This is a genomic window from Vibrio harveyi NBRC 15634 = ATCC 14126 = KCTC 12724 (genome assembly GCF_001591145.1).
GTDB lineage: Bacteria > Pseudomonadota > Gammaproteobacteria > Enterobacterales > Vibrionaceae > Vibrio > Vibrio harveyi.
The window spans coordinates 73,682-100,067 of sequence record NZ_BCUF01000005.1; the positions used below are offsets into that span (position 1 = coordinate 73,682).

Annotated in this window: 25 protein-coding genes; 18 read left to right on the forward strand and 7 right to left on the reverse strand. The window is 45.5% G+C overall.

The genetic code is table 11. From position 1 onward, the window contains the following. Positions 1-159 precede the first annotated feature (159 nt). Entirely contained in the window at positions 160-936 is a 777-nt protein-coding gene (ulaR, locus tag VHA02S_RS04255) for an HTH-type transcriptional regulator UlaR (protein WP_038899320.1), read from the reverse strand. Between the two features lie 212 nt (positions 937-1,148). Here ulaR and VHA02S_RS04260 point away from each other — a divergent pair, with 212 nt between their 5' ends. The 10 genes from VHA02S_RS04260 to VHA02S_RS04305 all read left to right on the forward strand — a co-directional run bounded on the left by VHA02S_RS04260 (position 1,149) and on the right by VHA02S_RS04305 (position 12,934). Further along, positions 1,149-1,994, forward strand: a complete 846-nt coding sequence (locus VHA02S_RS04260) for a Cof-type HAD-IIB family hydrolase (RefSeq protein ID WP_038899321.1) — start codon at positions 1,149-1,151, stop codon at positions 1,992-1,994. Between the two features lie 9 nt (positions 1,995-2,003). After that, positions 2,004-2,714, forward strand: coding sequence for a ribulose-phosphate 3-epimerase (locus tag VHA02S_RS04265; protein WP_005453033.1), 711 nt, complete (start codon positions 2,004-2,006; stop codon positions 2,712-2,714). Positions 2,715-2,785: 71 nt separating this feature from the next. Further along, positions 2,786-3,943, forward strand: coding sequence for an iron-containing alcohol dehydrogenase (locus VHA02S_RS04270; RefSeq protein WP_038899322.1), 1,158 nt, complete (start codon positions 2,786-2,788; stop codon positions 3,941-3,943). A gap of 23 nt (positions 3,944-3,966) precedes the next feature. Continuing rightward, positions 3,967-4,701, forward strand: coding sequence for an HAD family hydrolase (locus VHA02S_RS04275; protein WP_038899323.1), 735 nt, complete (start codon positions 3,967-3,969; stop codon positions 4,699-4,701). Positions 4,702-4,705: 4 nt separating this feature from the next. Beyond that, positions 4,706-5,659, forward strand: coding sequence for a transaldolase (gene tal / locus VHA02S_RS04280; RefSeq protein ID WP_009697922.1), 954 nt, complete (start codon positions 4,706-4,708; stop codon positions 5,657-5,659). 12 nt (positions 5,660-5,671) lie between these two features. Further along, entirely contained in the window at positions 5,672-7,669 is a 1,998-nt protein-coding gene (tkt, locus tag VHA02S_RS04285; RefSeq protein WP_038899324.1) for a transketolase, read from the forward strand. Further along, positions 7,669-8,364 (forward strand): ribose-5-phosphate isomerase RpiA, encoded by a 696-nt coding sequence (gene rpiA, locus VHA02S_RS04290; RefSeq protein ID WP_017818469.1) that lies wholly within the window; start codon positions 7,669-7,671, stop codon positions 8,362-8,364. Before tkt ends, rpiA begins: the two co-directional genes overlap by 1 nt. A 59-nt stretch (positions 8,365-8,423) precedes the next feature. Next, positions 8,424-9,830 carry a Sapep family Mn(2+)-dependent dipeptidase gene (locus VHA02S_RS04295; protein ID WP_172461352.1) on the forward strand — a complete coding sequence of 469 codons (1,407 nt, stop codon included), beginning with the start codon at positions 8,424-8,426 and terminating at the stop codon, positions 9,828-9,830. 3 nt (positions 9,831-9,833) lie between these two features. Then, positions 9,834-11,420 carry a PTS transporter subunit EIIC gene (locus VHA02S_RS04300; RefSeq protein WP_038899325.1) on the forward strand — a complete coding sequence of 529 codons (1,587 nt, stop codon included), beginning with the start codon at positions 9,834-9,836 and terminating at the stop codon, positions 11,418-11,420. Positions 11,421-11,521: 101 nt separating this feature from the next. Beyond that, positions 11,522-12,934, forward strand: a complete 1,413-nt coding sequence (locus VHA02S_RS04305) for an alginate export family protein (protein WP_005453010.1) — start codon at positions 11,522-11,524, stop codon at positions 12,932-12,934. A 152-nt stretch (positions 12,935-13,086) separates the two neighbouring features. On the opposite strand, the gene VHA02S_RS04310 is transcribed toward VHA02S_RS04305, so the two are convergent. Then, on the reverse strand, positions 13,087-13,563 hold the full coding sequence (locus VHA02S_RS04310) for a peptide-methionine (S)-S-oxide reductase (protein WP_038899326.1): 477 nt from the start codon (positions 13,561-13,563) through the stop codon (positions 13,087-13,089). A gap of 157 nt (positions 13,564-13,720) precedes the next feature. Between VHA02S_RS04310 and VHA02S_RS04315 the strand changes: the two genes are divergently transcribed. Together VHA02S_RS04315 and VHA02S_RS04320 are read left to right on the forward strand one after the other, a co-directional pair. Then, positions 13,721-14,110 (forward strand): VOC family protein, encoded by a 390-nt coding sequence (locus VHA02S_RS04315; RefSeq protein WP_005453003.1) that lies wholly within the window; start codon positions 13,721-13,723, stop codon positions 14,108-14,110. A gap of 91 nt (positions 14,111-14,201) precedes the next feature. Further along, on the forward strand, positions 14,202-14,942 hold the full coding sequence (locus VHA02S_RS04320) for a DeoR/GlpR family DNA-binding transcription regulator (RefSeq protein WP_038899327.1): 741 nt from the start codon (positions 14,202-14,204) through the stop codon (positions 14,940-14,942). On the opposite strand, the gene malI is transcribed toward VHA02S_RS04320, so the two are convergent. Continuing rightward, positions 14,939-15,961, reverse strand: coding sequence for a Mal regulon transcriptional regulator MalI (malI, locus tag VHA02S_RS04325; RefSeq protein WP_005453001.1), 1,023 nt, complete (start codon positions 15,959-15,961; stop codon positions 14,939-14,941). The genes VHA02S_RS04320 and malI overlap by 4 nt on opposite strands. A gap of 237 nt (positions 15,962-16,198) precedes the next feature. Between malI and malX the strand changes: the two genes are divergently transcribed. The 3 genes from malX to manA all read left to right on the forward strand — a co-directional run bounded on the left by malX (position 16,199) and on the right by manA (position 20,250). Continuing rightward, positions 16,199-17,770 carry a maltose/glucose-specific PTS transporter subunit IIBC gene (malX, locus tag VHA02S_RS04330; RefSeq protein WP_038899328.1) on the forward strand — a complete coding sequence of 524 codons (1,572 nt, stop codon included), beginning with the start codon at positions 16,199-16,201 and terminating at the stop codon, positions 17,768-17,770. Between the two features lie 92 nt (positions 17,771-17,862). Continuing rightward, positions 17,863-19,041, forward strand: a complete 1,179-nt coding sequence (locus VHA02S_RS04335; protein WP_038899329.1) for a MalY/PatB family protein — start codon at positions 17,863-17,865, stop codon at positions 19,039-19,041. Between the two features lie 21 nt (positions 19,042-19,062). Then, positions 19,063-20,250, forward strand: a complete 1,188-nt coding sequence (gene manA, locus VHA02S_RS04340; protein ID WP_038899330.1) for a mannose-6-phosphate isomerase, class I — start codon at positions 19,063-19,065, stop codon at positions 20,248-20,250. A 101-nt stretch (positions 20,251-20,351) separates the two neighbouring features. Here the strand turns inward: manA and VHA02S_RS04345 are convergent, their stop codons facing one another. The 3 genes from VHA02S_RS04345 to VHA02S_RS04355 form a co-directional block, all read right to left on the reverse strand. Continuing rightward, positions 20,352-21,245: a DMT family transporter gene (locus tag VHA02S_RS04345; RefSeq protein WP_038899331.1), complete on the reverse strand. Its 894-nt coding sequence runs from the start codon at positions 21,243-21,245 to the stop codon at positions 20,352-20,354. Between the two features lie 134 nt (positions 21,246-21,379). Continuing rightward, positions 21,380-22,183: an alpha/beta hydrolase gene (locus VHA02S_RS04350; protein ID WP_038899332.1), complete on the reverse strand. Its 804-nt coding sequence runs from the start codon at positions 22,181-22,183 to the stop codon at positions 21,380-21,382. Positions 22,184-22,371: 188 nt separating this feature from the next. Beyond that, positions 22,372-22,728, reverse strand: a complete 357-nt coding sequence (locus VHA02S_RS04355; protein ID WP_038899333.1) for a VOC family protein — start codon at positions 22,726-22,728, stop codon at positions 22,372-22,374. A 259-nt stretch (positions 22,729-22,987) separates the two neighbouring features. Between VHA02S_RS04355 and katE1 the strand changes: the two genes are divergently transcribed. The 3 genes from katE1 (at position 22,988) to sodC (ending at position 25,607) form a co-directional block, all read left to right on the forward strand. Next, positions 22,988-24,502 (forward strand): catalase KatE1, encoded by a 1,515-nt coding sequence (gene katE1, locus VHA02S_RS04360; protein WP_009697912.1) that lies wholly within the window; start codon positions 22,988-22,990, stop codon positions 24,500-24,502. Between the two features lie 100 nt (positions 24,503-24,602). Then, positions 24,603-25,067, forward strand: a complete 465-nt coding sequence (locus VHA02S_RS04365; RefSeq protein ID WP_009697911.1) for an ankyrin repeat domain-containing protein — start codon at positions 24,603-24,605, stop codon at positions 25,065-25,067. A 27-nt stretch (positions 25,068-25,094) separates the two neighbouring features. Further along, complete coding sequence (gene sodC, locus VHA02S_RS04370) at positions 25,095-25,607, forward strand: superoxide dismutase family protein (protein ID WP_017818482.1); 513 nt, start codon at positions 25,095-25,097, stop codon at positions 25,605-25,607. A 99-nt stretch (positions 25,608-25,706) separates the two neighbouring features. Here the strand turns inward: sodC and VHA02S_RS04375 are convergent, their stop codons facing one another. After that, positions 25,707-26,360: a nicotinamidase gene (locus VHA02S_RS04375; RefSeq protein ID WP_005452981.1), complete on the reverse strand. Its 654-nt coding sequence runs from the start codon at positions 26,358-26,360 to the stop codon at positions 25,707-25,709. Positions 26,361-26,386 lie beyond the last annotated feature (26 nt).

Here is a 26,386-nt window from a genome sequence, read left to right on the forward strand (position 1 = left end):
AATGAGCTAGAAGGTAATTAGTATTGTGACTTATGTTCCATTTATTTTGAAATTAATAATGAAGCTTGAAAATAAACGAGAAGGGAATCAAATATTAATTGAAAAAGCCGGAAGAACATGACTGTTGCTTCCGGCTGTTATGTCTATGGTAATACGTTGCTATACCGTAATTACTTGAACGCCAGCTTCTTCTAGTGCTTTAAGTGTTGTTTCATCGGCACCTTGATCCGTAATTAGGGTATCAAGTTGAGAGGCAGAAGCCAGAAGCTTTCCGCCGTGTTTGCCTATCTTGCTACTATCGACTAATGCTACTAGACGATCACCGTATTCCAATAGTTTCTTCTCAGCCATGTAAACCAAGAGATCAGAAGTGTACACGCCAGCTTTCGAAACACCGGTACCTGTGAAGAAAACGTAACGACTTGAATAGTCGTCAGTATTTTCAGCATCTGGTGAGATGGTAATATGACGCTCTGGTAGATACTGCCCACCTAGAATGATCAAACTAGAATGTTTCTTCTGAATGAGTTGGTAAGCAAGTGGCATAAAGTTGGTCACTACTTGAATGTTGCTGCCAGCTAAATAGTCACCCAACAATAACGTTGTGTTACTGCCACTTACCACCACACTATCACCTTCATCACACATTTCAGCGGCGGCTTGGGCAATCCGAGATTTAGCTGCAAAATTCTCAATGTCTTTTTCTGAAGGAATGAAATGAGAAGCAACATGAGATTGTGTGGCTACTTGTTCTGATTTAATCACTTCCGCACCATTGCGGATCTTCGTGAGTTTCCCGTCTTCTGCGAGTTTTGTTATGTCGCGTCGGGCTGTTGATAGAGAAATATCAAGCATCTCAACGTAGTCGCTCGTGCTGACATACGTGTGATTTTCTAGATACTCCAAAAGCCTTCTATGACGCTGAGCTTCATTCATAGTTAAGTCCTTGATTTTTGTTTTGACCAATTTTGACCGAATTTGACGTTTTGAGCAAATAAAAAATCAAAATGACGTTTTTTGAATTGTTTGTGACCGTTTTTTGTGATCTTTAGCCTGTTTTGAATCGTTTTAAGTCAAAAATGACTTTACGTGACGTCATTTGACCGTTTATAGTCATTTTGCGTCACAAAGAGTCATTGGAGACCAAAATGAAGTATCAAGCAATCATTATCGATTTAGATGGCACACTGTTAAATGACCATAATCAAATCAGTAGTAACAATATCGAAGCGATCAAACTTGCGATTAGTGAAGGTTATAAAGTCACATTAGTAAGTGGTCGTCCACATAACCTGATGCTTCCTTTTGCCAAGCAGCTTGGCATTGAACTGCCGATGATTTGCTGTAATGGCGCCTACCAGTTTGACCATGTTCAAGGCAGCATTAACGATAGCCAAGTCATTGGTTCAAATGCACTCAATGCATTACTCGACACTCTCAATATTGGTCAGTTTTACTTCACGCTTTACTGCGAAAACGGCATTTTTGCGACTCAACAATCTGAACACTTCTTAGGTCTTCAGCAACAGATGTTGGCACTGGGCGTTGAGGACAACATGAAAATTGTGCCGAGTGTTCGTTCACTACTTAATGAATGTGGTGATGTATATAAAGTCTTGGTCTCTAGCGAAGACAAAGTCGCTCTCTGTGAATTACGTGATGCGCTGATTCATCATCATGTACAAGCCGATCTTTCAACGCCGAACAAGCTTGATATCACAGCGAAGGGAGCGAACAAAGGCACCGCAACTCTTCACCTACTTAATCAACTCAACCTGAATCCGAAATACACCATTGCTTTTGGTGACGGAGACAACGATGCAGAAATGTTACGCGTTGTTGGGGAACCCGTAGCAATGGAAAACGCTAGTCCAGCCATTCGTGGGTTAGCGAACTTAATTGTCACAGATAACAACGGTTGCGGCATTGGGCAGTACCTCAGATTGATCGTGTCTGAAGGTCAGCATTCATGCCAACACTCTTACTTCTATTAAGGAAACACAATGAAAAAAGTAAAAATCGCAGCAGGTCTTGCACACGTAGATTACGGCCACATCGCAGATATCGTAAAAGAAGTGTCTGACGCGGGTGCGGATTACATTCACTGTGATGCTGCTGATATGCATGATTTGAAAAACATGCAGCTTATGGGTGGTCATCAAATCGTTGAAGGTATTCGTCAGTACACGGATAAGCCAATCGAAGTCCACGCTTACTTTAAAGATTGTGATCGTCTATTTGTAGAAAAGATTGCTAAAGCTGGCGCAGACATGCTGATTCTTCCAGCAGAGAACTTCTTGGGTGCGCCATTGGCGTACATGATGAAGTACTGCCGTGACTACAACATGAAGTTTGGTCTAACCGTTGGCTGTTTTACTCCTGTCTCTTTCGTTAAAGAAGCAATTTACTACCTAGACCGACTTCACATTGTTATTCATGGCGTGAACAACGATGAATGGTTATGGCGTGAGTCTGCGATTGAAATGATTCGCGAAGCGCGTCAGCTAATTAACGAGCGTAACCCTAACTGTGAATTGTGTGTTGACGGTGGTATCCGTAACCACAACCTAGAGCCGCTGTTGAAAGAAGACATTGATGTGATGGTGGCATCAACCAACATCTTCGGTCACAAAGAAGGCATTACAGCTGGCGTAAAAGATTTCCGTGCTGCACTGAATGCTGCTGAAGAAGCCGTTGCCGCTGAACTAGCTTAATTAGAGTTAATGGTGTCGGGCTGAACTTCCCCCTCGAAATGCTCCGGCTCGACACCAACCAAGGAATTGCCATGACACATTTTAATCACTACCAACCGACTAAGCTGAGCTTTGGCCCGGGCAATGTGAGCCAAATTGGTCATATGATTGCCAAATACGGTCGACGCTGTTTGATTGTCTCTGAACCGATATTTGAAGCAGTTAAACCAGCTTATGAGCGTATTTTTGCTTTGCTTGCCGAACAAGATATTCATGTAACGCACTTCGATGGCGTTGTACCTAATCCGCCAACGACGGTTGTTGAGCTTGGACGACAAGTTGGTATCGAAGCTGACTGTAACGTTGTACTTGCCATTGGCGGTGGTTCATCGATCGATACCGCGAAGATCATCGCAGCAACCATGAAGGTTGACACAATTGATTGGGCACACTGGTTTAATAATTATGATTCGCCTTTTGGTGATATTAAGGCGCTGCCAGCATCAACTGTGCCTTTGATTGCAATACCAACAACATCTGGAACGGGCTCTCAGGTTACTCATGCAGCGGTTATTACTGATCTTGATAGCCACTCAAAACTGACATTGTTCCATCCTGATTTTTATCCATGTGAAGCCATTATTGATCCTGAATTAATGCTGACCTTACCACCTCGTATGACAGCGATGACTGGTTTTGATGCGTTTTCACATGCGTTTGAGTCGTACACCGGCACAAAGCCTTCACCATTAGTTGATAGTTTGGCGCTAGAAGCCATGAAGCTGGTGGTAGAAAACTTGCCTGCTGTTGTGAAGAACGGCTCCGATATCGAAGGTCGTTGTCGATTGGCAAGCGCTGATACGTTGGCTGGGATCTCCTTGGCTAATGGTGGCGCAGGCGCACCGCATCCTCTAGGGGAAATCTTAGGTAGTAGAAAAACGAATTTACCTCATGGTTTGACACTAGCGGTGGTTTATCCCGCTTATGTTCAACTGCAATGGCGTAAACAACCAGAACGTTACGCAAAAGTTGCTGAGCTATTTGGTGCCGTGGGAAGCACTGAAGAAAAAGCGCAATCGCTAGCAACGCACTTAGTCACGTTTTTAGGGCAAATTGGTTTAGAGCACAACCTAACGCAGGTAGGAGTCACAGAGGAAGACGTAAAGGCATTAGAACCAGCGTTTTGCTTCAACCTACCTTTGACAACAGGCGAAGAGATGAAAACGATTCTGCACGCCAGCTTGGTATAGCAGAACAAAAAGGGGTTGAGAACATGGGAAACGAAGTAAAAACAATGAAATTTGCAGCGTTGAATGTGGATAGAGAGGACATCAAACGTCGTGATATTCAAGCGTTAATCTTCGATTTCGATGGTCTACTCGTCGATACAGAAACCTGTTTGTTTAGGGCCTGGGAAGCTCTAATGAAGCCATTCGGGATTGATGTTTCGCCACTCCAGGTTGCTGGTCTAGTTGGGAGCTCAGTACCAGCAACCTCTCTTTGTGACCTTTATCGATATCATTCAAAGCAAGTGTTATCTGATGATGAAATCAGACAACAAGTCTTTAGTCATGCTTATCGACTGATTGCACTTCAAACAGAACGAAAAGGTGTTCGCTGCTATCTAGACACAGCAAAGCAAATGGAGCTTAAGATGGCGTTAGCAACAAGTTCTGAATACGAGCATTACATGCCGATTCTGAAGCGCCTGAATTTAGAACATTACTTTGACTGTTTCACCGGAGCAGAAGAAATCTCGATTGAACGTCGTAAGCCATCTCCGGACGTTTATCTCACTAGCCTAGAAAAACTCGGAGTTTCTGCCAGTCAAGCCATTGCCTTTGAGGACTCTCCTCCAGGAGTTACAGCGGCTCGAGCGGCAGGTATTTCAACAGTTGCGGTAACCAATTACCTGACTCAGCACTTAGATGTCTCGCATGCAGACATTGTTTTATCGTCAATGAGTCAAATTTCGCTAGCGCAATTGATTATCAACTTATCGAGATAGAGTTATGAACAAATTAGAACAATTGAAAAAATACACAACGGTTGTTGCTGATACTGGTGACATTGATGCGATTGCTGCATTCCAGCCTCAAGATGCGACGACAAACCCTTCATTAGTGCTTAAAGCGGCAGAGATGCCTCAATACGATCACTTGATTGTAGATGCGATTGAATGGGCGAAAAAACAAAGCGCAGATAGAGCACAGCAGATCATCGATGCAAGCGATAAATTGGCGGTCAACATCGGCGTGGAAATCTTAAAAACCGTACCAGGGCGTATCTCTACTGAAGTTGATGCTCGCTTATCATTTGATAAAGAATCCAGTTTGGTGAAAGCGCGAAAATTGATCGCCATGTACCAAGAAGCTGGCATTGAGAAAGCGCGCATTTTGATCAAGCTGGCGTCAACATGGGAAGGCATTCGTGCAGCAGAAGTACTCGAAAAAGAAGGCATTAACTGTAACCTAACGCTGCTGTTTAACTTTGCTCAGGCAAAAGCGTGTGCAGAAGCGGGGGCATTCCTTATCTCTCCATTTGTTGGTCGTATCTTAGATTGGTACAAAAACAATACTGATCAAAAAGAATACCTTCCACATGAAGACCCGGGAGTTGTCTCGGTTTCTAAGATTTACAACTACTACAAAGATCATGGCTACAACACTGTGGTTATGGGTGCTAGCTTCCGTAATGCTGACGAAGTGCTCGCTCTAGCTGGCTGTGATCGTCTAACGATTGGTCCTGCAATCTTAGATCAACTTGCAGCGCAAGAGGGTGAGGTTGAACCAAAGCTTTATGCTCAACGCACGAATGTGAACCCTGCGCCAACGGCAATGACTGAAGCTGAGTTCCGTTGGGAAATGAACCAAGATCCAATGGCGACAGAGAAGTTGTCTGAGGGTATTCGTAACTTTGCCGTAGACCAAGGCAAACTAGAAGCAATGATTGAAGCACGTCTGTAAGGAGCAGTGAAGATGATCTCTCGAAATAAACTTGCAGACACGATTCGTGTATTGAGTATGGATGCGGTGCAAAAAGCTGGCTCTGGTCACCCTGGTGCACCGATGGGCATGGCGGATATTGCGGAAGTTCTGTGGCGTGATTTTCTAAAACATAATCCCACCAACCCTAATTGGCCGGATCGTGACCGTTTCATTCTTTCTAACGGTCATGGCTCTATGCTGATTTACAGCTTATTGCATTTGTCTGGCTATGATTTGACGATGGCAGATATTCAATCTTTCCGTCAGTTGCATGCTAAGACTGCGGGACATCCAGAATATGGTTATGCACCGGGGATTGAAACAACGACTGGTCCGCTAGGTCAAGGCATTACCAATGGTGTTGGTATGGCACTCGCTGAGAAGGTATTAGCTGATCAGTTTAACCGTCCAGGTCATGATATCGTTGACCACCACACTTATGTGTTTATGGGTGATGGCTGCATGATGGAAGGCATTTCCCACGAAGCTTGTTCGTTAGCTGGCACATTAGGTTTAGGCAAGCTGATTGCGTTTTGGGATGACAATGGCATCTCAATTGATGGCGAGGTTGAGGGATGGTTTTCGGATGATACGCCTAAACGTTTTGAAGCATATGGTTGGCACGTCATTGCGGATGTTGATGGTCATAACGCTCAATCAATTCGCCAAGCGATTCTAGAGGCTCAGGCAGAAACCAGTAAGCCAACGTTAATTTGCTGTAAAACTATTATTGGCTTTGGATCGCCAAACAAATCAGCAAGCCACGATTGTCATGGAGCACCGTTAGGTGAAGAAGAGGTAGCGCTAGTACGTCAAAACCTAGGTTGGGAATACGCCCCGTTTGAAATCCCGCATGAAATCTATCAAGCGTGGGATGCCAAAGTTGCAGGTAAAGATGCGGAAGCACAATGGGCGAATCGCTTTGTGGAATATGAATCGGCATACCCAGATCTGGCAGCAGAGTTTAATCGTCGAGTAAAGGGCGACCTACCAGAAAACTGGACTCAAATCAGTGAAGATGTGATTAAAACTTTGCAAGCCAACCCTGCGACTATCGCGACTCGCAAAGCATCGCAAAACGCGATTGAGGCCTTTGGCGCGCACTTACCTGAATTCCTAGGTGGCTCGGCAGATCTAACTCCATCAAACCTAACGAATTGGTCTGGTTCAAAAGCGATTACCGCTCAGGATGCTTCAGGTAATTACCTTAGTTACGGAGTTCGTGAGTTTGCCATGTCAGCCATGATGAATGGCATTGCTCTCCACGGCGGTTTTATTCCTTATGGCGGCACATTCTTAATGTTTATGGAATACGCACGTAATGCATTGCGTATGGCCGCATTGATGAAGCAACGCAGCATCTTTGTCTACACGCATGATTCAATTGGTTTGGGTGAAGATGGTCCAACGCATCAACCTGTGGAACAAATCGCATCACTGCGTTTAACGCCAAACATGAGCACATGGCGTCCTTGTGACCAAGTCGAGACCGCAGTCGCTTGGAAAGCCGCTGTCGAGAGAACGGATGGTCCAACTTCACTGATTTTCTCGCGCCAGAATCTTGTTCAATTTGAGCGTGATGAGGAGACATTAGAAAACATCGCGAAAGGTGGTTACATCTTGTCCGACTGTGACGGTGAACCTGAGCTTATTCTCATTGCCACGGGTTCTGAAGTTGCTCTTGCTATGGAAGCAAAGGCGCAGTTGAACAATGTTCGCTGTCGTGTGGTTTCGATGCCTGCAACCGACGTGTTTGACGCGCAGAGTGCACAATACCAACAACACGTTCTCCCAACCAATGTGACCAAGCGTATCGCGATTGAAGCTGGTATTCGAGATTATTGGTTTAAGTACGCTGGCTTACAAGGAGAGATCATCGGTATGACGAGCTTTGGTGAGTCTGCACCAGCTGATCAGCTCTTTGAAATGTACGGCTTTACTGTGGCAAACGTTGTTGATACTGCCAAGCGTATGATGGAGAACGCGTAATGGAAACTTTCATCACAAATACGGTGGATGAATGTGTAAGAGTCAAGGCTGCGAAAGCAGCCTTGGACCACATTCTACAAAATGTCACTCCAGATACGGTTATTGGAATTGGTACAGGTGCAACAGCAGAAGTATTTGTCCAATTATTGGCAGCTAGTGGCGTGGCGTTTGCTCACTGTGTATCAAGTTCAGAACGCTCTTCTAAAGCCATCCAGAGTTCAGGTTTGAAAGAAATCCCTCTCGCAGACTGCTTGTACGTGGATTATTACGTTGATGGCATTGATGAAGGGTTAACAAACGGCATCACAATCAAAGGTGGAGGCGCGGCTTTAGGGCGTGAAAAAGTCATTGCCTCTATGACTAAGTGCTTTATCACCATCTCAGATGAAGGACGTTTAGTGGAGACGCTGGGGAAATTCCCTCTGCCAATTGAAGTCCTCCCAGCGGCGAAAATGCCAGTTATTCTCGCCTTAAAATCCCTTGGTGGTCGTCCTTTGCAACGCCCTGATTGCGTTACTGATAATGGCAATATCATTTTGGATGTTTCTGGTCTAGATATGAGTGAGCCAACCGAATTAGAACAGCGACTGAACTCCCTTTCAGGTGTGGTTGAGAATGGCATATTTTCTCAATGCCGTGCGCACTATATGGCGTTTTCAAATACACAAGGCGTTCGTTGGTTATCGGTAAATTGAGAGCCTGATAACAAGTTTATTAATAACCTCTTCTTGGCTAGGGATTTAAGGGATTAAACATGATGGAAAGCAAGTTTTCGACAGAAGCAATCGAGTATCTTGAACAGCATATTGATGAGTTACTTAACGATTTATCTGAGCTAGTTGCTATTCCATCAGTACGTGATTTGACGACACAAACAGAGAATGCTCCGTTTGGTTATCAAATTAGACAAGCGTTTGATTACTTAATCAAATTTGCTGAAAGAGAAGGTTTAGAAGTGCGTGATCACCAAGGTTATGCTTTGGATATAAGCTTTGGGCAAGGTGATCAAGAAATCGCTCTGCTGCACCATGTTGATGTGGTGCCAGCAGGGGATGAGACGCTATGGCGAACGCCGCCATACCGCATGACTAAAATTGATAACAAGGTTTTTGGACGAGGCGTAACAGACAACAAAGGTCCACTGATTGCTAGCTTGTACATCCTCAAGTTGTTTAAACAACTTACTGTCCCTCTCAATAAGAAAATAAGAGTCATTATTGGTGGTGCAGAAGAGACAACTTGGGAATGTGTAGAGCATTACTTTCAACACAATCCGCAGCCAGAATATGGCTTTTCTCCAGATGGCGACTTCCCAATCGTCAACGGTGAAAAGGGTATTTTGTATGCGTCATTGGGGAAGCAATTTTCTGCCAGAAGCAGTGATAGCGCATGCCAAATTAGACGCATCGAGAGTGAACGAGATAGAACATCCACTTGTCACTTTTTGGTGCTTGAATTGGCAGGCTCTAGTGCTGAAAAAGTAGCGCATCAGTTTGCTGCTTTTGCTGATGTGATTGACTGTCAGTCACATTACCGCGTTGAGATTTCAACGCCGTGGGAGAAATCCCGCAACCCGCATAAAGTTGATAACTGCATGGACAAGTTCGTCAACATTATGCGTCATGTGGAAGGATTAGATCCAAACTCTGCCAGCTTGGTCCACTTGCTTGATTCCCACTTTGCAAATGACTACGTCGGGCATAAGTTAGGTCTATACCATAACGATGATGAGATGGGATACACAACGCGTTGTGTTTCTGCCATCAACATGGATTCGCATGGCTACAATTTGGATTTTGATTTTCGGTTTCCTAAAGGACTGAGTATCGAGAGAGTTCGTTCCCAATTACTGGCTTTATCCCAACAAGCTGGTGTGAACTTTGTCGAACATCAGTACTTACCTCTATCCTACCTCTCTCCCGAAAGTGCCCTTATCCAAGCGATGGGGAAAGCTTATTCCGATGTTACTGGAACGGATGCAAATTGCTTTAGTAAAGGCGCGGCTTCGTACGCGCGTGCATTGGAGCATGGAGTAGCTTTTGGACCAACTTTCCCTGAAGAAGTGACCTTTGTGCACGAGCCAAATGAACAGCTCAACCTAGAGTCACTAATAAAAGCAATAACGATATACGTGAAAGTTCTCATATCACTTCAGGAGTAAATTATGAGAGATAAGGTTCAAGCACTTGCCGGCGGTATGATGGTTTCCATCATTGTACTGGTCATTGCAGGTATTTTTATAGGGATAGGTGCTGGCGTTGTAAACCAAATGTCAGCTCAAGACTCTGTCATTTTTGCGTTCTTCAAACTGATGCTCGATCTTGGTTTGATGGTAATGCGAAACCTACCACCATTCTTTGCGATTGGTTTAGCCTTTGCCTTGTCAAAATCTGAAAAAGGTTGGGCAGCATTTACAGGCTTTACCATGTTTATGTGTTTCAACGTCGCGATTGGTTCCATTGCCGCTTTTAACGGCTGGACACCGGAAACGACCAGTGTTGATTACCTTGTTAACAACATGGGTTACGACAAAGTTGCCGCACAAAATTTCAATTCACTATGGGGTGAAAACCTAGGCGTATTCTCATACAACATGGGGATCTTTAGCGGGATCATTGTGGGCTGTATCACAGCGGCACTGCACAACCGTTTCTACAAATTTGAAATGCCAGCAATGCTGAGCTTCTTCTCTGGTCCACGTGCTGTCGTAATCTTTGCTTATCTTGCGATTATGCCGATCAGCTTTGTCGCTTATCATGCTTGGCCACCGATCGCTGGTGGGCTGCAATCTATCACGACGCTTATTACTAGCTCGGGTATCTTTGGCTCTTTCCTATTCGGCGTGTTTGATAAGGGGTTACTGCCATTTGGTCTCCACCATCTCATCGCCTTCCCAATTGAATACACTCGTGTGGGTGGGGTAATGGAAATTGATGGCGTTGTGTACGAAGGCGTACGTAATATCATGAATGGTCAAATGAGCTCCCCTGAGGCAACTGGTTACATCACACATAACTTTACTAGTGGTCGTATTCCAATTCAGATTGGTGGTCTTACAGGTGCGGCTTATGCGATGTATGTCACCGCGAAACCACAAAACAAAAAGAAAGTCGCTGCGATTATGATCCCTGCCGTATTTACTGCAGCAGTTATCGGGATCACAGAGCCACTTGAATACACTTTCTTGTTTGTTCAACCATTCTTGTTCTTTGCTGTGCACGTGCCATTAAATGGTTTGGCTTATGTCATTACTGAGATGTTTGGCGTCTCTATTCATGGTAACCAACTGTTGTTTATGGTGCCAAACCTACTACAGCCAGAGAAGGTACATGCTTGGGCGTTGCTATGGATTATCCCACTGTACTTCGTTGTTTACTTCTACACATTTAAGTACGTGATTCTGAAGTTCAACTCTAAAACACCAGGTCGTGAAGAGGACGATGATGCAGATATCGCTCTTTACTCAAAAGCAGACTTCAAGAAGAGAAAAGAGCAGAACTCTGCAGGTCTTCCAGTCGAAATTATTAAAGCGCTGGGTGGTGCTGAGAACATCGATAACGTTTCAAACTGCGCCACACGCTTAAGGGTTTCCCTACATGATGAAACGTTAGCGGCAGCAGATGATGTCTGGAAAAAACAACTGAATGCAATTGGCGTGGTGAGAATGCCAAAAGGAATTCAGGTCATCTACGGTGCGAACGTTATTACCATTGCGTCAGGTATTAAAGAAGCGCTGGGCGTCGACTCTTAATCATTCCCCCCTACAAATAAAAAACCAATAACAAGTGAACCCTCCTGTGGTGCGAGCACCACGGGTAGGGATTTCTGTACCCAAAATATGGAAATATAATTATGAAAAATATAACAAAAGTGTCCCTAACCTTGCTTGCAGTGAGTATTTCTGGTGCGCTACACGCAACCGAAGCCCCTACATGGTCTGAAAGAAACCCAATCGTGTTTTGGGGTGATCGTGCAAATGAAGATTGGAGCTACGTAGACAATCTTGCGGAGAGCGAAAAGAGCTTTTCAGAGAAGTTAAAACGCCTTGATATTACTGATGATGGAGAGTGGAAAGTTTCATTTAGCGGTAACATTAAAGCGGCTTTTGATAATCGTTGGAATCATATGTATGACTCTGATGTACGTAAGAAAAATGAGTTCCGTAGCCGAATGCAGTTTGCTACTGATGTGACATACCAAGATTGGGCTCGAATCTACGGTGAAATCCGCACCAACTACACCAACTTAGATAACCCTGGTCCGGTAGATGATGCTGGTACTGACTTCCACCAACTATTCACAGAGTTCAAGCTGCTCGATGATGGTGAACAGTATTTGAGCACACGTTTAGGACGCCAAGAGATCTACCTCAATGAATGGCAAATGATGAACCGAGAACCAACACCCGTGCAATCGAGTTGGAATGCGGCGAGTGCCAAATACAGAGTGAATGGCATCAACTTTGATGTTTATTACGGTGAAGAAGTCTTCCCATTGCGCAAAGATGGCAGTTGGAGTGGGAACTGGGATGACAAAACCAACGGAAAAACCTCCACAGGTATCTTTGCGAATTGGCGCACGGACTATGGCGCAATGCAGGCTTATTTCATGAGCAATGACGTGACCAACAGTTCATTCGTTAATGCTCCGGATGGGGATGTGGATATTCAAGTGCTGGGCTTGCACGCACATGATTTTGTTCGTGAAGGCTTCGGGTACATGGTTGATGGTGTTTATCAGTTTGGTGACCATGCTGGCAAAGATATTTCAGCGTATATGGCTTATGCAGATCTGAACTACAACTGGAGTGCAGATTGGAATGTACGTGCAGGTTTAAACCTTCATTATGCATCGGGAACAAGCAAGGATAGCGATAAAGTGAACACGTTCAACCCACTATGGACGGGGGATCCTCTAGGTTTTGCTCATGACGGGGCTTACGGTAACGCGATGCAGGTTGGCGGTTATTCAGTTATTGAGTACATGCCAAAACAGAGCATTATCACTGGCTTTATGTCAACGTGGCGCGCCGATACAGACGATGCGATTTATACCTTAAATCAGGATATTTTGTTCGGTGAAAACTCTGATGAAAAATACGCTTACACTCAATTTTATCTGCAGTTCCACAACTACATTACGGGCAACCTAAAAACGGAGTTGAACCTGTACTATGCGTTGGATAGTGACTATACGCGTGATGTTGTCGGTCCTCAAAGCGATAACATTACTCGTGCCGAAATCGCAGTGATCTACAACTTCTAGTATTGCGATAGACGATAAATATCCAAGCATACTGCTTTTATCTGTCCTATTTGCCTTGATTAAGGCACGTCATGTTTTTTAAGCAGCAATTTTGCCCAGTCGACATGCTGGGCTTTTTTATTTGAAAATTGGGAAGTGCTCAGTGGATACCATTAGTTTTGCTTGTACTTATGCAGCAAATCTAACGGGATATGGCAGTAGTCGTTTGGAAACCGCGTGAGTCGGTCTTGATGCTCATCATCACTTGGCACGTAGTTCGTGAGTGGCAGCACTTCTACGGCGATCTTATCGGCATCTGGTCTGGCTGCGATAAACGCTTTAGCAATCGCTAGGTGTTGTTCGTTTTGGCTATAGACACCAGTACGGTACTTCTCACCTACGTCTTCACCTTGCTTGTTAACACTGTGCGGGTCGATGATCTCAAACAGATACCCCATTAAAGTTTCAACCGACACTTGTTCAGGGTCGAACTGGGTTTTCACGCATTCCGCGTAGCCATCGTATTCGGTTTGAGTGTTGTCCGTCGTGCCATTTGCTCGTCCTGCTTCGGTGCTGATTACGCCCGGAAGGTGACGCATAAATTCTTGAACGCCCCAAAGGCAGCCGCCTGCGAAGTAAATCTCTTCCATCATTCTGTCCTGAAAAACTTTGCGTCATTATGGGCATCACTTTCGCTCAAACACAACTCCAACCATAAAACAGGAACAACTCAGAAGTGATTTGCTCTCTTTTTTGTGCTGCGTTTCCTCGTTAGATTGAGCGCAGTTAAGAGCTAGGGGAATCCTAATGAAAATTGAACATATCGCGATTTGGACTGAACGTTTGGAAGAGCTTAAAGCCTTCTATGAGAAATACTTTAACGCGGTGTCTAACGATAAATATCACAATCCAACTAAGCAATTTTCATCTTACTTTCTTTCGTTTGAAAGTGGCGCACGATTGGAGTTAATGTCGATGGAAGGTGTGACCGCCTGTGAAAAATCTCATGCAATGCAGGTCACAGGGTTGGCACACTTTGCCTTCGCCTTAGGATCAGAGCAGGCGGTGGACCAACTAACCAAAACCTTAGTAGATGATGGCTACCAATGGGTCGACGGTCCGAGACAAACAGGTGATGGTTATTATGAAAGCTGCATCTTAGATCCGGATGGCAACCGTCTTGAGCTTACGGTGTAACGCAGCTTAGCTTACTTCCATCGTTCACAGGCTGCTTTCATATGAAAGTGTTCGGGCGTATACTGCAAGCTCATCAAAAAGGAGCGAGCCTGTGAACTCAAGACAAAATGAAATCCTGCAATTGGTTAATGACCGCAAACGCGTTCAAGTGACGGAGCTTTCTGACATCATTGGCGTGTCGGGCGTGACCATCAGGCAGGATTTGAACTTCCTTGAGCAACAAGGCTACTTAAAGCGCGTACACGGCGCTGCGACGGCGCTACAAAGTGACGATATTGATACGCGACTCGAAGTGCGTTTCGACATCAAACAAGCGTTAGCCAACAAAGCGGCAGATTTGGTATCACCAAACGAAACCGTGTTAATCGAAGGCGGCAGTGCTAATGCGCTTTTAGCTCGCACATTGGCTGAACGTGGTGACGTCACCATCATTACCCCATCGGCGTACATCGCCCACCTCATCCGAAACACTTCAGCCAACATCATCTTGCTTGGTGGTGTGTATCAGCATCAAGGCGAGAGCTTGGTTGGACCGCTGACTAAGCTGTGTATTGAGAACATTCACTTCAGCACGGCTTTTTTAGGTATTGACGGTTTCCATCAAGACACAGGCTTTACTAGCCGAGACATGATGCGTGCAGAAATCGCTGAAACCATCATTGCGAAAAAGCGCCGTAATATCGTGCTGACGGACTCAAGCAAGTTTGGGCAAATCTACCCATCTTCGATTGGTAAAACGAGTGAAATCTCTGTGTTGTTAACCGACAAAGCCGCTCCGAAAAGCGACCTCGAACAGTTGAGAAAGCAAGGCGTGGAAGTGGTGTTGGGTTAAGCCGACTCACGAACAATGAGTTTGGGAGGCAGGATCAAGCTGTAAGGTTCGCTGTCTTCTTGCTTGAGTTGATTGATCAATCGTTTTGCCGCTTGTCTTCCCATCTCTCGTGCATTGGAATTAACGAAGGTGAGCGGTGGTTCAATTAACTCTGCTTCTTCAACGTCATCAAAACCAATCACCGATACTTGCTCGCCGATAAACTGATCTTTACCGATGGATCGCCCTGCTCGATGTATGCCATAAACCGCGCCTAGTGCCGTCGAGGAATGGTGACAAAGAACCGCGGTAATCTGTGGATGTTCCAACAACAATTGCTGCACAGTTTGAGCGGCAGACGCTTGGCTTTTCTCACACTCGACCACCCACTCTGGTTTGAAAGGCAAACCAAACTGCATCAGAGTTGAACAATACCCACCAATACGCTCAGCACGACACAAAGAACTGCTCGCACCGCCGACATAAGCGATTCTGCGATGACCTTGCTTAACCAGATGCTCCGTCGCCAACTTGGCAGCGTACATGTTGTCTGGTCCCACGTAGTCGATTTGCTTATCCACCGAAGCGCGTGAAATGCACACCATTGGCAGATTGTGCTGCTTGAGGTTTTCGACGTTGAACTGCTGGCTTTCACCAATCGGGCAAAAGGCAATCCCACCGACACCTTGGCGTGCCATGGTTAATACGCACTTCTCAAACTTTTCTTGGCTATCCCCACTTTGAGCCAGAAACAGCATGTAACCTTGCTGCTCGATTTCTTCGCTCAGTCCTGCCGCGACTTCCGCGTAATAGGGATCGCTGATGTCTTTGAGGATCAGTCCAATGATTTCACTGGAGTTGGAGCGCAAGTTGGCAGCGGCACGGTTACGGATATAGCCAAGCTCTTCAACCGCAGCGTTGACCTTTTCTATTGTGTCTGGAGAGATCCGCCCTTTATTCCCCAACACCATAGAGACGGTGGTAACTGACACGCCAGCATGTTTAGCGACTTCTGTAATGGTCACTTTTTTTGACGACATAGATTCACTTTATGGATTAGAAAAACGTTTTATCATCAAACTGTAACCCTATTAGGTTGATTTTAAAAGCCCTAGACAGTTTGTGGAAAAAGATATCTAACTCGATCACAGAATTTTTGGTAAAACGTTTTATCAAAATTTTTAGCAGCGTATATTGAGTGCATAAAAACAACACTTCATGCGCACATAATGTGATGTGTATGAGCCCTACAAGTTCTCAAATTCCGGAGACAAACTATGTCTAAAAGCAATAAATCGACCATGTGGGAGTTCTTGCAAAGCCTCGGCAAGACCTTCATGTTGCCAGTCGCGCTGCTGGCATTCTCAGGTATTCTTCTTGGTGTCGGCAGCTCGTTTTCTAGCGCTGCTATCAAAGAAGCCATCCCATTTTTAGACAACACCCCTTTGCAATACCTGTTTATGTGGATGACCAAAATCGGTCTTGTCGCATTCATTTACTTACCTGTAATGTTCGCAGTCGCTATCCCGCTTGGGTTAGCGCGTGAAGAGAAAGGCGTGGCAGGTTTCGCGGGTTTCGTTGGCTATGCTGCGTTCAACCTTGCGATCAACTTCTTCCTAACCGTCGCTGGTGTACTAGACAGTGAAGCGGAACGTGCCGCCTACGGTGTGAAAAGCATCATCGGCATTGAATCGATTGATACTGGTATCCTTGGCGCGGTAATCGTTGGTGTGATTGTTGCGAAACTTCACCAGCGCTTTTACACCTTCAAAATGCCAGATGCGCTAGCGTTCTTTGGTGGTGCTCGTTTTGTTCCAATCATTTCTGCATTGGTACTGGGCGTTGTCGGTGTATTTATCCCATTCGTATGGCCTTACTTTGCTGCAGGCATCAATGGTATCGGTCATGTGATTGAAGGCGCGGGTGATTTCGGTCCAATGCTGTTTGGTACAGGCGAACGTTTATTGCTGCCAATCGGTCTTCACCATATCTTGGTTGCGCTGATTCGATTCACTGAAGCAGGCGGTACTATGGACGTCTGTGGTCAAACCGTGTCTGGCGCATTAAACATCTTCTACTCTGAATTGTCTTGTCCTGACACAACGGCATTTACACCGGAAATCACGGCATTCTTGTCTCAAGGTAAAATGCCAACTTTCCTAGGCGGTTTACCGGGTGCAGCTCTTGCGATGTACCACTGTGCTCGCCCTGAGAACCGCTCAAAAATTAAAGCACTGCTTATCTCTGGCGTCGTAGCTTGTGTGGTAGGCGGTATCACTGAGCCGCTTGAATTCTTGTTCCTATTCGTTGCACCAGTGCTTTACTTCGTCCATGCGATTCTGACTGGTCTGGGCTTTATGGTGATGGGCTTGCTTGATGTCACCATCGGTAACACAGACGGCAACCTGATTGACTTCTTGGTGTTTGGTATCCTGCAAGGCACGGCAACGAAATGGTACTTAGTACCGCTGGTGGCGGGTGTTTGGTTCGTGGTTTATTACTCAGTATTTAAGTTTGCGATCACTAAGTTCAACCTAAAAACACCAGGTCGTGAAGTCGATACGGCGGAAGTGGACAAAGAACTTGAAGCGGCATTCATCAACGAATCTGGCAAAGGTGCCGCAGTATTGGCAGCCCTTGGTGGCAAAGAGAACATCACGGCTTTGGATAACTGCATCACTCGTCTTCGCTTGTCTGTTAACGATATGAGTTTGGTCGACGATGCAAAGTTGAAAGCCAACGGTGCGCTGGGTGTAGTGAAGCTTGATGAGCACAACCTGCAAGTCGTGATTGGCACGCAAGTTCACCTAGTGAAGAATGAAATGCAAGCCATCATGTCTGCTAGCTAATCATTGCCTTGATAGATGCTCCCCCTCGGCACAATCTCCATCCTCCCCCCCAATGAGATTGTGACGAGGGACCTTAATATTGGAATATTCGTATGACTCAGAATTTCGACTTTGATACACCGATTGATCGCACTGGCACTTACTGCACGCAGTGGGACTATGTTCAGGATAGATTTGGTAAAGCGGGTCTGCTCCCGTTTACTATTTCAGATATGGATTTTGCTGCCCCAGAGCCTGTAATGAATGTGCTTAAACAACGTTTAGAGCATCCGGTATTAGGTTATAGCCGCTGGAATCATGAGGATTTTAAGTCCGCGATTCGCTACTGGTATCAAACTCGTTTTGACTGCGAAATCGACACTCAGCAAGTGGTGTACGGACCATCGGTTATCTACATTGTGTCAAAACTGATTGAGCAATGGAGTCAGCCGGGACAGGGCGTGGTGTTCCATACGCCAGCTTATGATGCGTTCGACAAAATGATTGAAGGACAAGGTCGTGCGTGCGTTCGCAGTCCGCTCATCAAACAGCAGGGTCGATTTGAAATTGACTGGCAAGATCTGGAAACCAAACTCGCTGACCAGAACAACACTGTGCTGTTGTTGTGCAGCCCTCACAACCCAACAGGGCGAGTGTGGAGCCAAAGCGAATTGGAAAAGATGGCGGAGCTTTGTAACCAACACCAAGTTAAAGTGATTTCGGATGAGATCCACATGGATGTGTGCTTTAAGCGTCACATCCCTTACGTGGGGGTTGGTCGTTCACAAGATTGGGCTATGGTTACATCGGCGTCTAAATCATTCAATATTCCAGCTTTGAATGGCGCGTATGCGTTGATCGCGGATTCACCAACTCGCGAACGTTACCTGCATAAACTCAAAGAGGTGGATGGTCTTTCATCGCCTTCTATCATGGGCGTGCTTGGTACGATGGCGGCTTATCGTCACGGAGAGCATTGGTTAAAGGCACTCAACGAGTATGTATTGGCTAACCATCAATACGTGAAAGAAGCACTTGAAAGTGCCTTTCCTGAAGTGAGTTACCTTATCCCAGACGCGACCTATTTAGCTTGGATTGACTTATCTGTTTTGAATCTAGATATGACGCTGCTTAATCAGGCGTTAATTGAACAATTCAATGTCGCCATCATGTCTGGAGATGTTTATGGCGATTCCGGTAAAGGTTATCTCAGACTCAATCTGGGTTGCCCGAGAAGCAAAGTCGAGCAGGGCGTTTCAGCCTTGATTCAAGCTATCGAATTGCAGCGTTAAAACACCGCAGGAGAGTGTGAGATGTCACTGTTCAAGCTAGATAACGTGATTCAAAACTACGCTTGGGGAAGCAAAGAGTCGATTTCTAAACTATTTGGCATCGACAATGCGAAACATCAACCTCAAGCTGAAATTTGGATGGGAGCGCACCCTAATGGTTGCTCGCGCCTCGCAGCAACCGGTGAGTTATTATCTGATGTGATTGCGAGAGACAAAGCAAGCATGTTTGGTGATTACACCATGATGCGTTTCGGTGAACTTCCGTACCTATTCAAAGTGCTTGCGGCGGATTCTCCGCTCTCGATTCAAGTTCATCCTAACAAGCGTAAAGCTGAACTTGGTTTTGCACGAGAGAATGAACAAGGCATTCCACTTGATGCTCCTAATCGCAACTACAAAGACGCCAATCACAAGCCAGAGTTAGTCTATGCGCTGACTTTCTACAAGGCGATGAATGGCTTTCGTCCGATAGAACAAATACTGACTCTGTTCCGCCAATTCGGCATATGCAGTTTAGACAGCGAGGTGACCGCGTTAGCCGAGCACCCAAATCAAGAAGGGTTGAAAGGTTTCTTCACGGCGATCATGACGTTGAACGAAACTCATAAAATTCAAGCCTTGGCAGAATTGGACGCGGCATTAGAGCGTGGTCCAAAGACGGCATTGGAAAGAGAAGTGCTCAGTTATGTGGCTGAGTTTCAAAAGCATTACCCGAAAGACATTGGATTGCTGTCTCCGTTGATGTTGAACACGATAGAACTTGCACCTGGTGAAGCGATGTTTCTCCATGCCGAAACGCCTCATGCGTATGTGCAAGGTACAGCGTTGGAAATCATGGCGAATTCTGACAACGTGCTTAGAGCTGGGTTAACGCCCAAGTACATTGATGTGGATGAGCTTATCTCAAATACGGCATTTCACACCACGCAACCGGAACTGATTAAGCTGCCGCCAATTCATAAAGAGGGCAAGTTGAGCTATCCAATTCCGGTAGATGATTTTGGTTTTGACATTCTCTCTTCCGATGGTGAATGCAAACAACAGTTTGTGCGTGGTGCAGAGATTGTTTTTTGTGTTGAAGGCGAAGTTGAGATCATGACACTAGAGACAAGTCTGACCCTTAAAGCCGGAGAATCTGCATTTATCACTAACGATTGTAAGTTTTACCAATATCGAGGGAGTGGCTTGCTAGCAAGAGCGTATAACTGAGTGCTTTGTCTATCTCATACACTGAGACCGCTATTCCCGCGGTCTCAAATGGTTTGATGTTACTTGGGCATAAATAAAGTGACTGTGTACTACAACGGTCGTTATGCCACTCTTTGTTTTCGCTTTGCCAGCATTGCAACAGGTGAGAAACCTGTCACCAACATGGTTCCGCCTAACACCAAAATTGTCCCTATGATGGTGTTAAAACCGACAGGTTCATCCAGAATCAAGTAACCCCATAAAATACCGAAAACGGGAACAAGGAAAGTGACGGTCAAGGCAGAAGCAGGACCAATATCCGAAACTAAGCGGAAGTAGAGTAAATAAGCGAAACCGGTACACACAACGCCAAGAGCGATGACGGAGCTCCATTCAAAACTGCTCGGTTCAGCGCGCATTGGTAGAAAAGGTAATAACGGTAGAACCCAAATAACCGCTGCCCACATACTGCCGTGTGCATTGTCGAAAGCTGGAACTTGCGGAGCATTTTTAGTGTAGTTGGTTGCAATCCCATAGCTGAAAGAAGCCATTAGGCTTGCCCCGATGGGGAAGATAGCCTCTCTGCCGATGGTTGAAGAATCCAAGCCGACAAGTACAGCCACACCACCAATACCAATCATCATACCTAGAATGGCTTTTGCCGTTAAAGGACTGCGATACCAAACAAAACCAATTAACGCGCCCCATATCGGTGCGGTTGAGTTGAGAATGGCTAAGGTCGACGCATTTAGTGTTTGAGCAGCGTAAGCAAAAAGCAGAAAGGGCACGGCGCTATTAAACAAGCCAATAATGAAAAAGTGCTTAATGTGTTTTGTGAAGGCAAGTTTCTTTTTGAGATAGAAAGCTATCAAGAGCAATGCTATTGCCGCAAATGCAACACGAAACTCGATTAAGTAAGCCGGTCCGAACGTATTAGCGGCGACTCGCATAAACAGAAACGAGCCACCCCAAATAGCAGCGAGACAAAGTAAGCGAAAAAAACTGGCTGCAGTCATGATACATCCTTGGTCGAGGTCTAGCGCCCCATTGATTAATTGTTGCGCTAACAGTGGATTAAACCAAGGATGAGATCAACCAGAAATGCAATGTCAGTTCCGAATCTGGCTACCACTGACTTATTTTGATGGTCTTAAATTTCTTCTTTTGGAAACAAGATTGGTAGACTGTCTCTGTAGGTGTGGTACCACATCTTCCCGTGATCTAATTTTTTGTACTCGATGAGCGGTGGCAAATTAAAACCCATGTAGCCCTTCGATTGGATATGTTTATAGAAAGCATCAACCGATGGATGATTTCCGATGTTTGTTGAGCTCAATATAGCGGTGGCTTCTAACCATGGTGAAGCCTCGTAACGTTGCTCCTCCAAAGAATAGATGGTGTCATCAATGCGCCAAAATGACCCGTCAGAGATGATGAAATTTTTGAAGAATTCGACGCCGATGTCTTCCGTTAGCATGATATAGGCAGTTTTTGCGCCTCCAAATGAATGTCCAGCCAGTGTGCGTTCATTTGGATCAATATCATATTCGGCTTCAACAATTGGGATGAGTTCTTGGGTTAAGAAAAGGTAGAAGTCATCGACGCCTGGTGGCAAATAATCAATGTTTCTGCGTCCAGGAGGACCTTCATGAATGGCGATTAGGATGACATCGAGTTCGGCATTGGCGATGAGGTTACCAAACCCCTGACCTGTCCCATTACCGTCGGAAACGTAGATGACGGGCAAAGATGTCGTGCGCTCATCATAGTTTTCTGGCAAGTAGATGTCGTAGGGATAACTAACGCCAGTGATATTGGAAAAAATATTGTCTTGTATTTTTTCCGCAGGAACATATGCGGAGCTGCTGTCTACAGAGGAGCCATCTCCCCCGCCACATGCCGATAATACAACCCCTATTGAAAGGGCGATGAACCAACGCTTCAAAACTTCCATGTTTTACCTTTGCTTTTGTATTTAAAGAACAAAAACAACTGTATAAGATTTAACCGCTCTAAAAGCCCCGCGTTATCAATAAATGAGAAGGCGAGGCGAGCTGGTTTGTAACTCTTCGAGTCAATTATCGAATGTAATGGTACGTTGTTGTTTTACTTGTCATTAATTATTGTTTTGCTTGTTATTAATTAATGGTTTTTAGACCAGACCGCGAATTCATTGCCACCTGGTTCGGTGAAATGGAAACGACAACCGCCGGGAAATTCGAAGATCGGACGAATTACTTGACCTCCAAACTGCTCGACTTTAGCTAACGTAGCGTGAATATCTGAACTATAGAACACCAGTAGTGCCGCCCCATTTGTTGTTTGGCTCACTTGCTCTGCTGCAAAAAAGCCACCGTCTAAACCTTGATCTGAAAAGGCGCTGTACTCTGGACCATAATCAACGAAGCCCCATCCAAAGGCTTGCTCGAAAAACTGTTTAGTCGCATTGATGTCTCGCGTGCCAAACTCAACGTAATTTAACTTTTCATCTTGGTGCATTCTGGTGTCCTTTTCATCGCTGTGCTTTTCTGTCAGTGTATTAACTCTTCCGTCGAGTTTCTCAGCCCGAGTCTAGGTTTTATTAATCAAACCGATAAAACCTCAAAAATTTCATTGGTTCTCCCTATTAAATCTATCGTTATTTCCCATTAAACAAATGTAATTGTTGAAGATATATTCTCGGTGGGCAGAAAAGAGCTTTTGAGTATCCATTGACCACTCGACTGGTCAAATGGTTAGCACGCATTGGAGAGCAACCATGCAGATGTCAAAAAGCTTTTTATTAATTACAGTTGGCTTAGCCAGCACATCTCTACAGGCGCAAACCCTGACAAGAGACAATGGTGCACCAGTTGGTGACAACCAGAATTCAATCACAGCAGGTGAAAATGGCAGCGTATTACTGCAAGACGTTCACCTGATCCAAAAATTGCAGCGTTTTGCTAGAGAGCGAATTCCTGAGCGTGTTGTGCATGCTCGTGGTACAGGTGCTCACGGTGAGTTTGTTGCATCGGGTGATTTTAGTGACTTAACGGTTTCCGCTCCTTTTACTAACAAAGGAAAGGTAACTCCTGTTTTCGTACGTTTTTCGACCGTTATTCACTCAAAAGGATCACCAGAGACACTTCGCGATCCTCGTGGTTTCGCCACTAAATTTTATACTGAACAGGGTAACTGGGATCTGGTAGGGAACAACCTGCCTGTGTTCTTCATCCGTGATTCGATTAAGTTCCCGGATATGGTGCACTCTCTCAAACCGTCTCCAGTTAACAACGTTCAGGATCCAAACCGATTCTTTGATTTCTTCAGTCATGAGCCGAGTGCGACCAACATGCTGACTTGGGTTTATAGCAACTTAGGCACGCCAGCAAGCTATCGCACGATGGATGGCTTTGGTGTGCACGCTTACAAGTGGATCAATAAGCAAGGCGATGTGAACTACGTGAAGTTCCAATGGAAGAGCCAACAAGGTATTGAAAGCCTTCGTCCTGATGAAGTAACTGCGATGCAGGGTAAGGACTTCAACCATTTAACCAATGATCTGTACAAAGAAATTGGACGCGGTAACTACCCTAAGTGGGATCTCTACGTGAAAGTGCTGTCACCAGAAGCTCTGAGCAAACTGGATTACAACGGGTTGGATGCAACCAAAGTATGGCTGAATGTACCGGATCAAAAAGTCGGCACTATGACGTTGAATCGCCTACCAGAAAATTTCTTTTTAGACACTGAACAGTCGGCATTTGCGCCTTCGAATCTGATTCCTGGTATCGAACCATCGGAAGACCGTTTGCTACAAGGTCGTTTGTTCGCTTATGCAGATACACAGTTGTACCGTTTGGGTGTGAACTTGTTCCAACTGCCAGTAAACCGTCCGTTAGCATCAGTGAATAACCATAACCAAGATGGATTGAGCAACAACGCGAAGCAAGGCAATGGTGATGTGAACTACGAACCAAGCCGTAAACTGGCGCTGGCAGAAGACACGCAGTTTAAAGCAGTTGAAACCAAGTTGGTTGGCACTGTTCAACAAAAAGCGATCAGCAATCCTCGTAACTTCTACCAAGCGGGTGTGTTGTTCCGCAGCATGAACAAGCAAGACCAGAGTGATTTGATTGCCAACTTAGCGGGTGACCTGAACAAGGTGATGGATAAAGACGTTAAGGAAACCATGGTGAGCTATTTCTACCGCGCAGACAAAGAGTACGGTACGCGTCTGGCTGAGGCGACAGATACCAATCTCAAGCAAGTGAAAAACAAAGCGATGATGTAAGCAATAAGTTTTGACCTGCGGGAGATTTATCTGCTCTTTTCTGCCCGAAAATCAGGGCTCCCGTGGGTCATTCTCCAATTTTGTTAATGAGGGTGAGTAAATGAAAACCGTGTTTTTGCTCAGTGCCGTTCTGTTCTCTTTGAGCTTTTCGCTGAGCTTATTGGCCGCCGAAGACAAGCTGGAAGAGGAATACCAATCTCTGGTTGAACTGTTCTTCGATGCTGCGCGAATTGGTAATAACGAAGTGGTCGATACATTTGTTTCTCAAGGCTTCCCAATCGACCAACGCAATAACCAAAGTTATACCGCATTGATGGTGGCCGCATATCAAGGACATAGAGAAACCGTTCGCTTGCTGCTCGACTCCGGAGCCAACGCCTGCCTACAAGATAAGCGTGGTAACACTGCATTAATGGGGGCACTCATCAAACGTGAAATAGGCATAGCTAAAGACCTCTATCAAGCGGATTGTTCACCAGAGCTGCGCAATAAAGCTGGGCTAAATTTGAAAGAATTTGCCGAGATCTATGGTCAATCCAATGTGTTGAAATCGCTTCAACACTGATAAATAACAATAAATAGGACCCACAGTATGAATAAAACAACATGGCTTGCTGCACTAACGCTTCTCTCTTCTCCAACTTTTGCCGAGACAGTAAGCGTAGAAATGATTGACCTTGGCTCTGGGCAATCAACTGGTACCGTGATGATCAGCGACAGTGATTACGGCACCGTTTTTACCCCGAAACTACAGGGTTTACCCGCTGGTACGCATGGCTTCCATTTACACGCTAACGGCTCGTGTGACAGCATTACCAAAGAAGGTAAAACCATTCTTGGCGGTGCTGCTGGAGGGCATTATGACCCAGAAAAAACAGGCAAGCATGGCTTCCCTTGGACGGACGACAATCATCTTGGCGATTTACCGGCGCTTTACGTGAATGCTCATGGAATGGCGGATCAGCCAGTATTGGCACCACGAGTGAAACTTGATGACGTAAAAGGTCGTGCTTTGATGGTTCATGCTGGTGGTGATAACCACTCTGACCATCCGGCGAAACTTGGCGGCGGCGGTGCTCGCATTGTGTGTGGTGTGATTAAGTAATCCCCTTCTTAGACGCCACAAACAAAAAACGGTCCAGATAAGCTGGACCGTTTTCTTTTTAAGCAAAAGCTGATGGGCTTAGATTTAAATCGACATATATTACGCGAAGTTCTCAACGATGATGTCATCCGCCTTGTCGACAAATATCGCACCTTTCTCTTTCATCTCTGCAATCACCGCATCGACGGTATCTGGCAAGACCGCACGGCTAGAAGCTAGGTTCACAATTACTTTGAAGCCTAAGTCGAGTGCTTGAGTGACGGATTTTTTTACACAAAAATCGAGCGCTAAGCCGCCGACAACAACTGTATCGATGTTGTTGAACTTGAGGAACTCATTCGCACCTGTGGTTTTGGTATCAGCCACGTCGTGGAAAAAGATACCGTAAGGATGTGCGTCTGGGTCCATGCCTTTGTTCACTTGGAAATCGTACTCCAGAACAGGAGGTAGGCCGTCCAACAGTTCAACGCCCGTAGTGCCAAGCACACAATGGCGGTTCCACTTAATATCCACGTTAGGTAAGCCTACTGGTTCAAGCATATTCGCTGGTGTTTCTGCGTCCCACGCCGCTTTTGGTGGATGCAAATCACGGCTGACGAGCTTTAAGCGACCTTTCGCGTGGTTCTTTAGTAGTTCTGGAACGATTTCTAATGCGCCAGTGACTGGCAGTTCGTCAGGGCAAAGTTCGGTGAAACCTTTCTCAGGATCCACGTCGATCACTGCTGTGGTTTGGTAATTAACTCGAACTGTCATGGCAGACTCCTTGTCTGTCTTTATGC

What these genes read in the sequence shown, in the direction of transcription:
- sodC (WP_017818482.1), top strand. Translation starts at nt 25,095, where the DNA reads ATGAATAAAACAACATGGCTTGCTGCACTAACGCTTCTCTCTTCTCCA.
- VHA02S_RS04270 (WP_038899322.1), top strand. Translation starts at nt 2,786, where the DNA reads ATGACACATTTTAATCACTACCAACCGACTAAGCTGAGCTTTGGCCCG.
- rpiA (WP_017818469.1), top strand. Translation starts at nt 7,669, where the DNA reads ATGGAAACTTTCATCACAAATACGGTGGATGAATGTGTAAGAGTCAAG.
- VHA02S_RS04345 (WP_038899331.1), bottom strand. Translation starts at nt 21,245, where the DNA reads ATGACTGCAGCCAGTTTTTTTCGCTTACTTTGTCTCGCTGCTATTTGG.
- VHA02S_RS04295 (WP_172461352.1), top strand. Translation starts at nt 8,424, where the DNA reads ATGATGGAAAGCAAGTTTTCGACAGAAGCAATCGAGTATCTTGAACAG.
- malI (WP_005453001.1), bottom strand. Translation starts at nt 15,961, where the DNA reads ATGTCGTCAAAAAAAGTGACCATTACAGAAGTCGCTAAACATGCTGGC.
- VHA02S_RS04315 (WP_005453003.1), top strand. Translation starts at nt 13,721, where the DNA reads ATGAAAATTGAACATATCGCGATTTGGACTGAACGTTTGGAAGAGCTT.
- ulaR (WP_038899320.1), bottom strand. Translation starts at nt 936, where the DNA reads ATGAATGAAGCTCAGCGTCATAGAAGGCTTTTGGAGTATCTAGAAAAT.
- malX (WP_038899328.1), top strand. Translation starts at nt 16,199, where the DNA reads ATGTCTAAAAGCAATAAATCGACCATGTGGGAGTTCTTGCAAAGCCTC.
- VHA02S_RS04355 (WP_038899333.1), bottom strand. Translation starts at nt 22,728, where the DNA reads ATGCACCAAGATGAAAAGTTAAATTACGTTGAGTTTGGCACGCGAGAC.
- tal (WP_009697922.1), top strand. Translation starts at nt 4,706, where the DNA reads ATGAACAAATTAGAACAATTGAAAAAATACACAACGGTTGTTGCTGAT.
- VHA02S_RS04365 (WP_009697911.1), top strand. Translation starts at nt 24,603, where the DNA reads ATGAAAACCGTGTTTTTGCTCAGTGCCGTTCTGTTCTCTTTGAGCTTT.
- tkt (WP_038899324.1), top strand. Translation starts at nt 5,672, where the DNA reads ATGATCTCTCGAAATAAACTTGCAGACACGATTCGTGTATTGAGTATG.
- VHA02S_RS04375 (WP_005452981.1), bottom strand. Translation starts at nt 26,360, where the DNA reads ATGACAGTTCGAGTTAATTACCAAACCACAGCAGTGATCGACGTGGAT.
- VHA02S_RS04300 (WP_038899325.1), top strand. Translation starts at nt 9,834, where the DNA reads ATGAGAGATAAGGTTCAAGCACTTGCCGGCGGTATGATGGTTTCCATC.
- VHA02S_RS04310 (WP_038899326.1), bottom strand. Translation starts at nt 13,563, where the DNA reads ATGGAAGAGATTTACTTCGCAGGCGGCTGCCTTTGGGGCGTTCAAGAA.
- VHA02S_RS04350 (WP_038899332.1), bottom strand. Translation starts at nt 22,183, where the DNA reads ATGGAAGTTTTGAAGCGTTGGTTCATCGCCCTTTCAATAGGGGTTGTA.
- VHA02S_RS04260 (WP_038899321.1), top strand. Translation starts at nt 1,149, where the DNA reads ATGAAGTATCAAGCAATCATTATCGATTTAGATGGCACACTGTTAAAT.
- VHA02S_RS04275 (WP_038899323.1), top strand. Translation starts at nt 3,967, where the DNA reads ATGGGAAACGAAGTAAAAACAATGAAATTTGCAGCGTTGAATGTGGAT.
- VHA02S_RS04335 (WP_038899329.1), top strand. Translation starts at nt 17,863, where the DNA reads ATGACTCAGAATTTCGACTTTGATACACCGATTGATCGCACTGGCACT.
- katE1 (WP_009697912.1), top strand. Translation starts at nt 22,988, where the DNA reads ATGCAGATGTCAAAAAGCTTTTTATTAATTACAGTTGGCTTAGCCAGC.
- VHA02S_RS04265 (WP_005453033.1), top strand. Translation starts at nt 2,004, where the DNA reads ATGAAAAAAGTAAAAATCGCAGCAGGTCTTGCACACGTAGATTACGGC.
- manA (WP_038899330.1), top strand. Translation starts at nt 19,063, where the DNA reads ATGTCACTGTTCAAGCTAGATAACGTGATTCAAAACTACGCTTGGGGA.
- VHA02S_RS04305 (WP_005453010.1), top strand. Translation starts at nt 11,522, where the DNA reads ATGAAAAATATAACAAAAGTGTCCCTAACCTTGCTTGCAGTGAGTATT.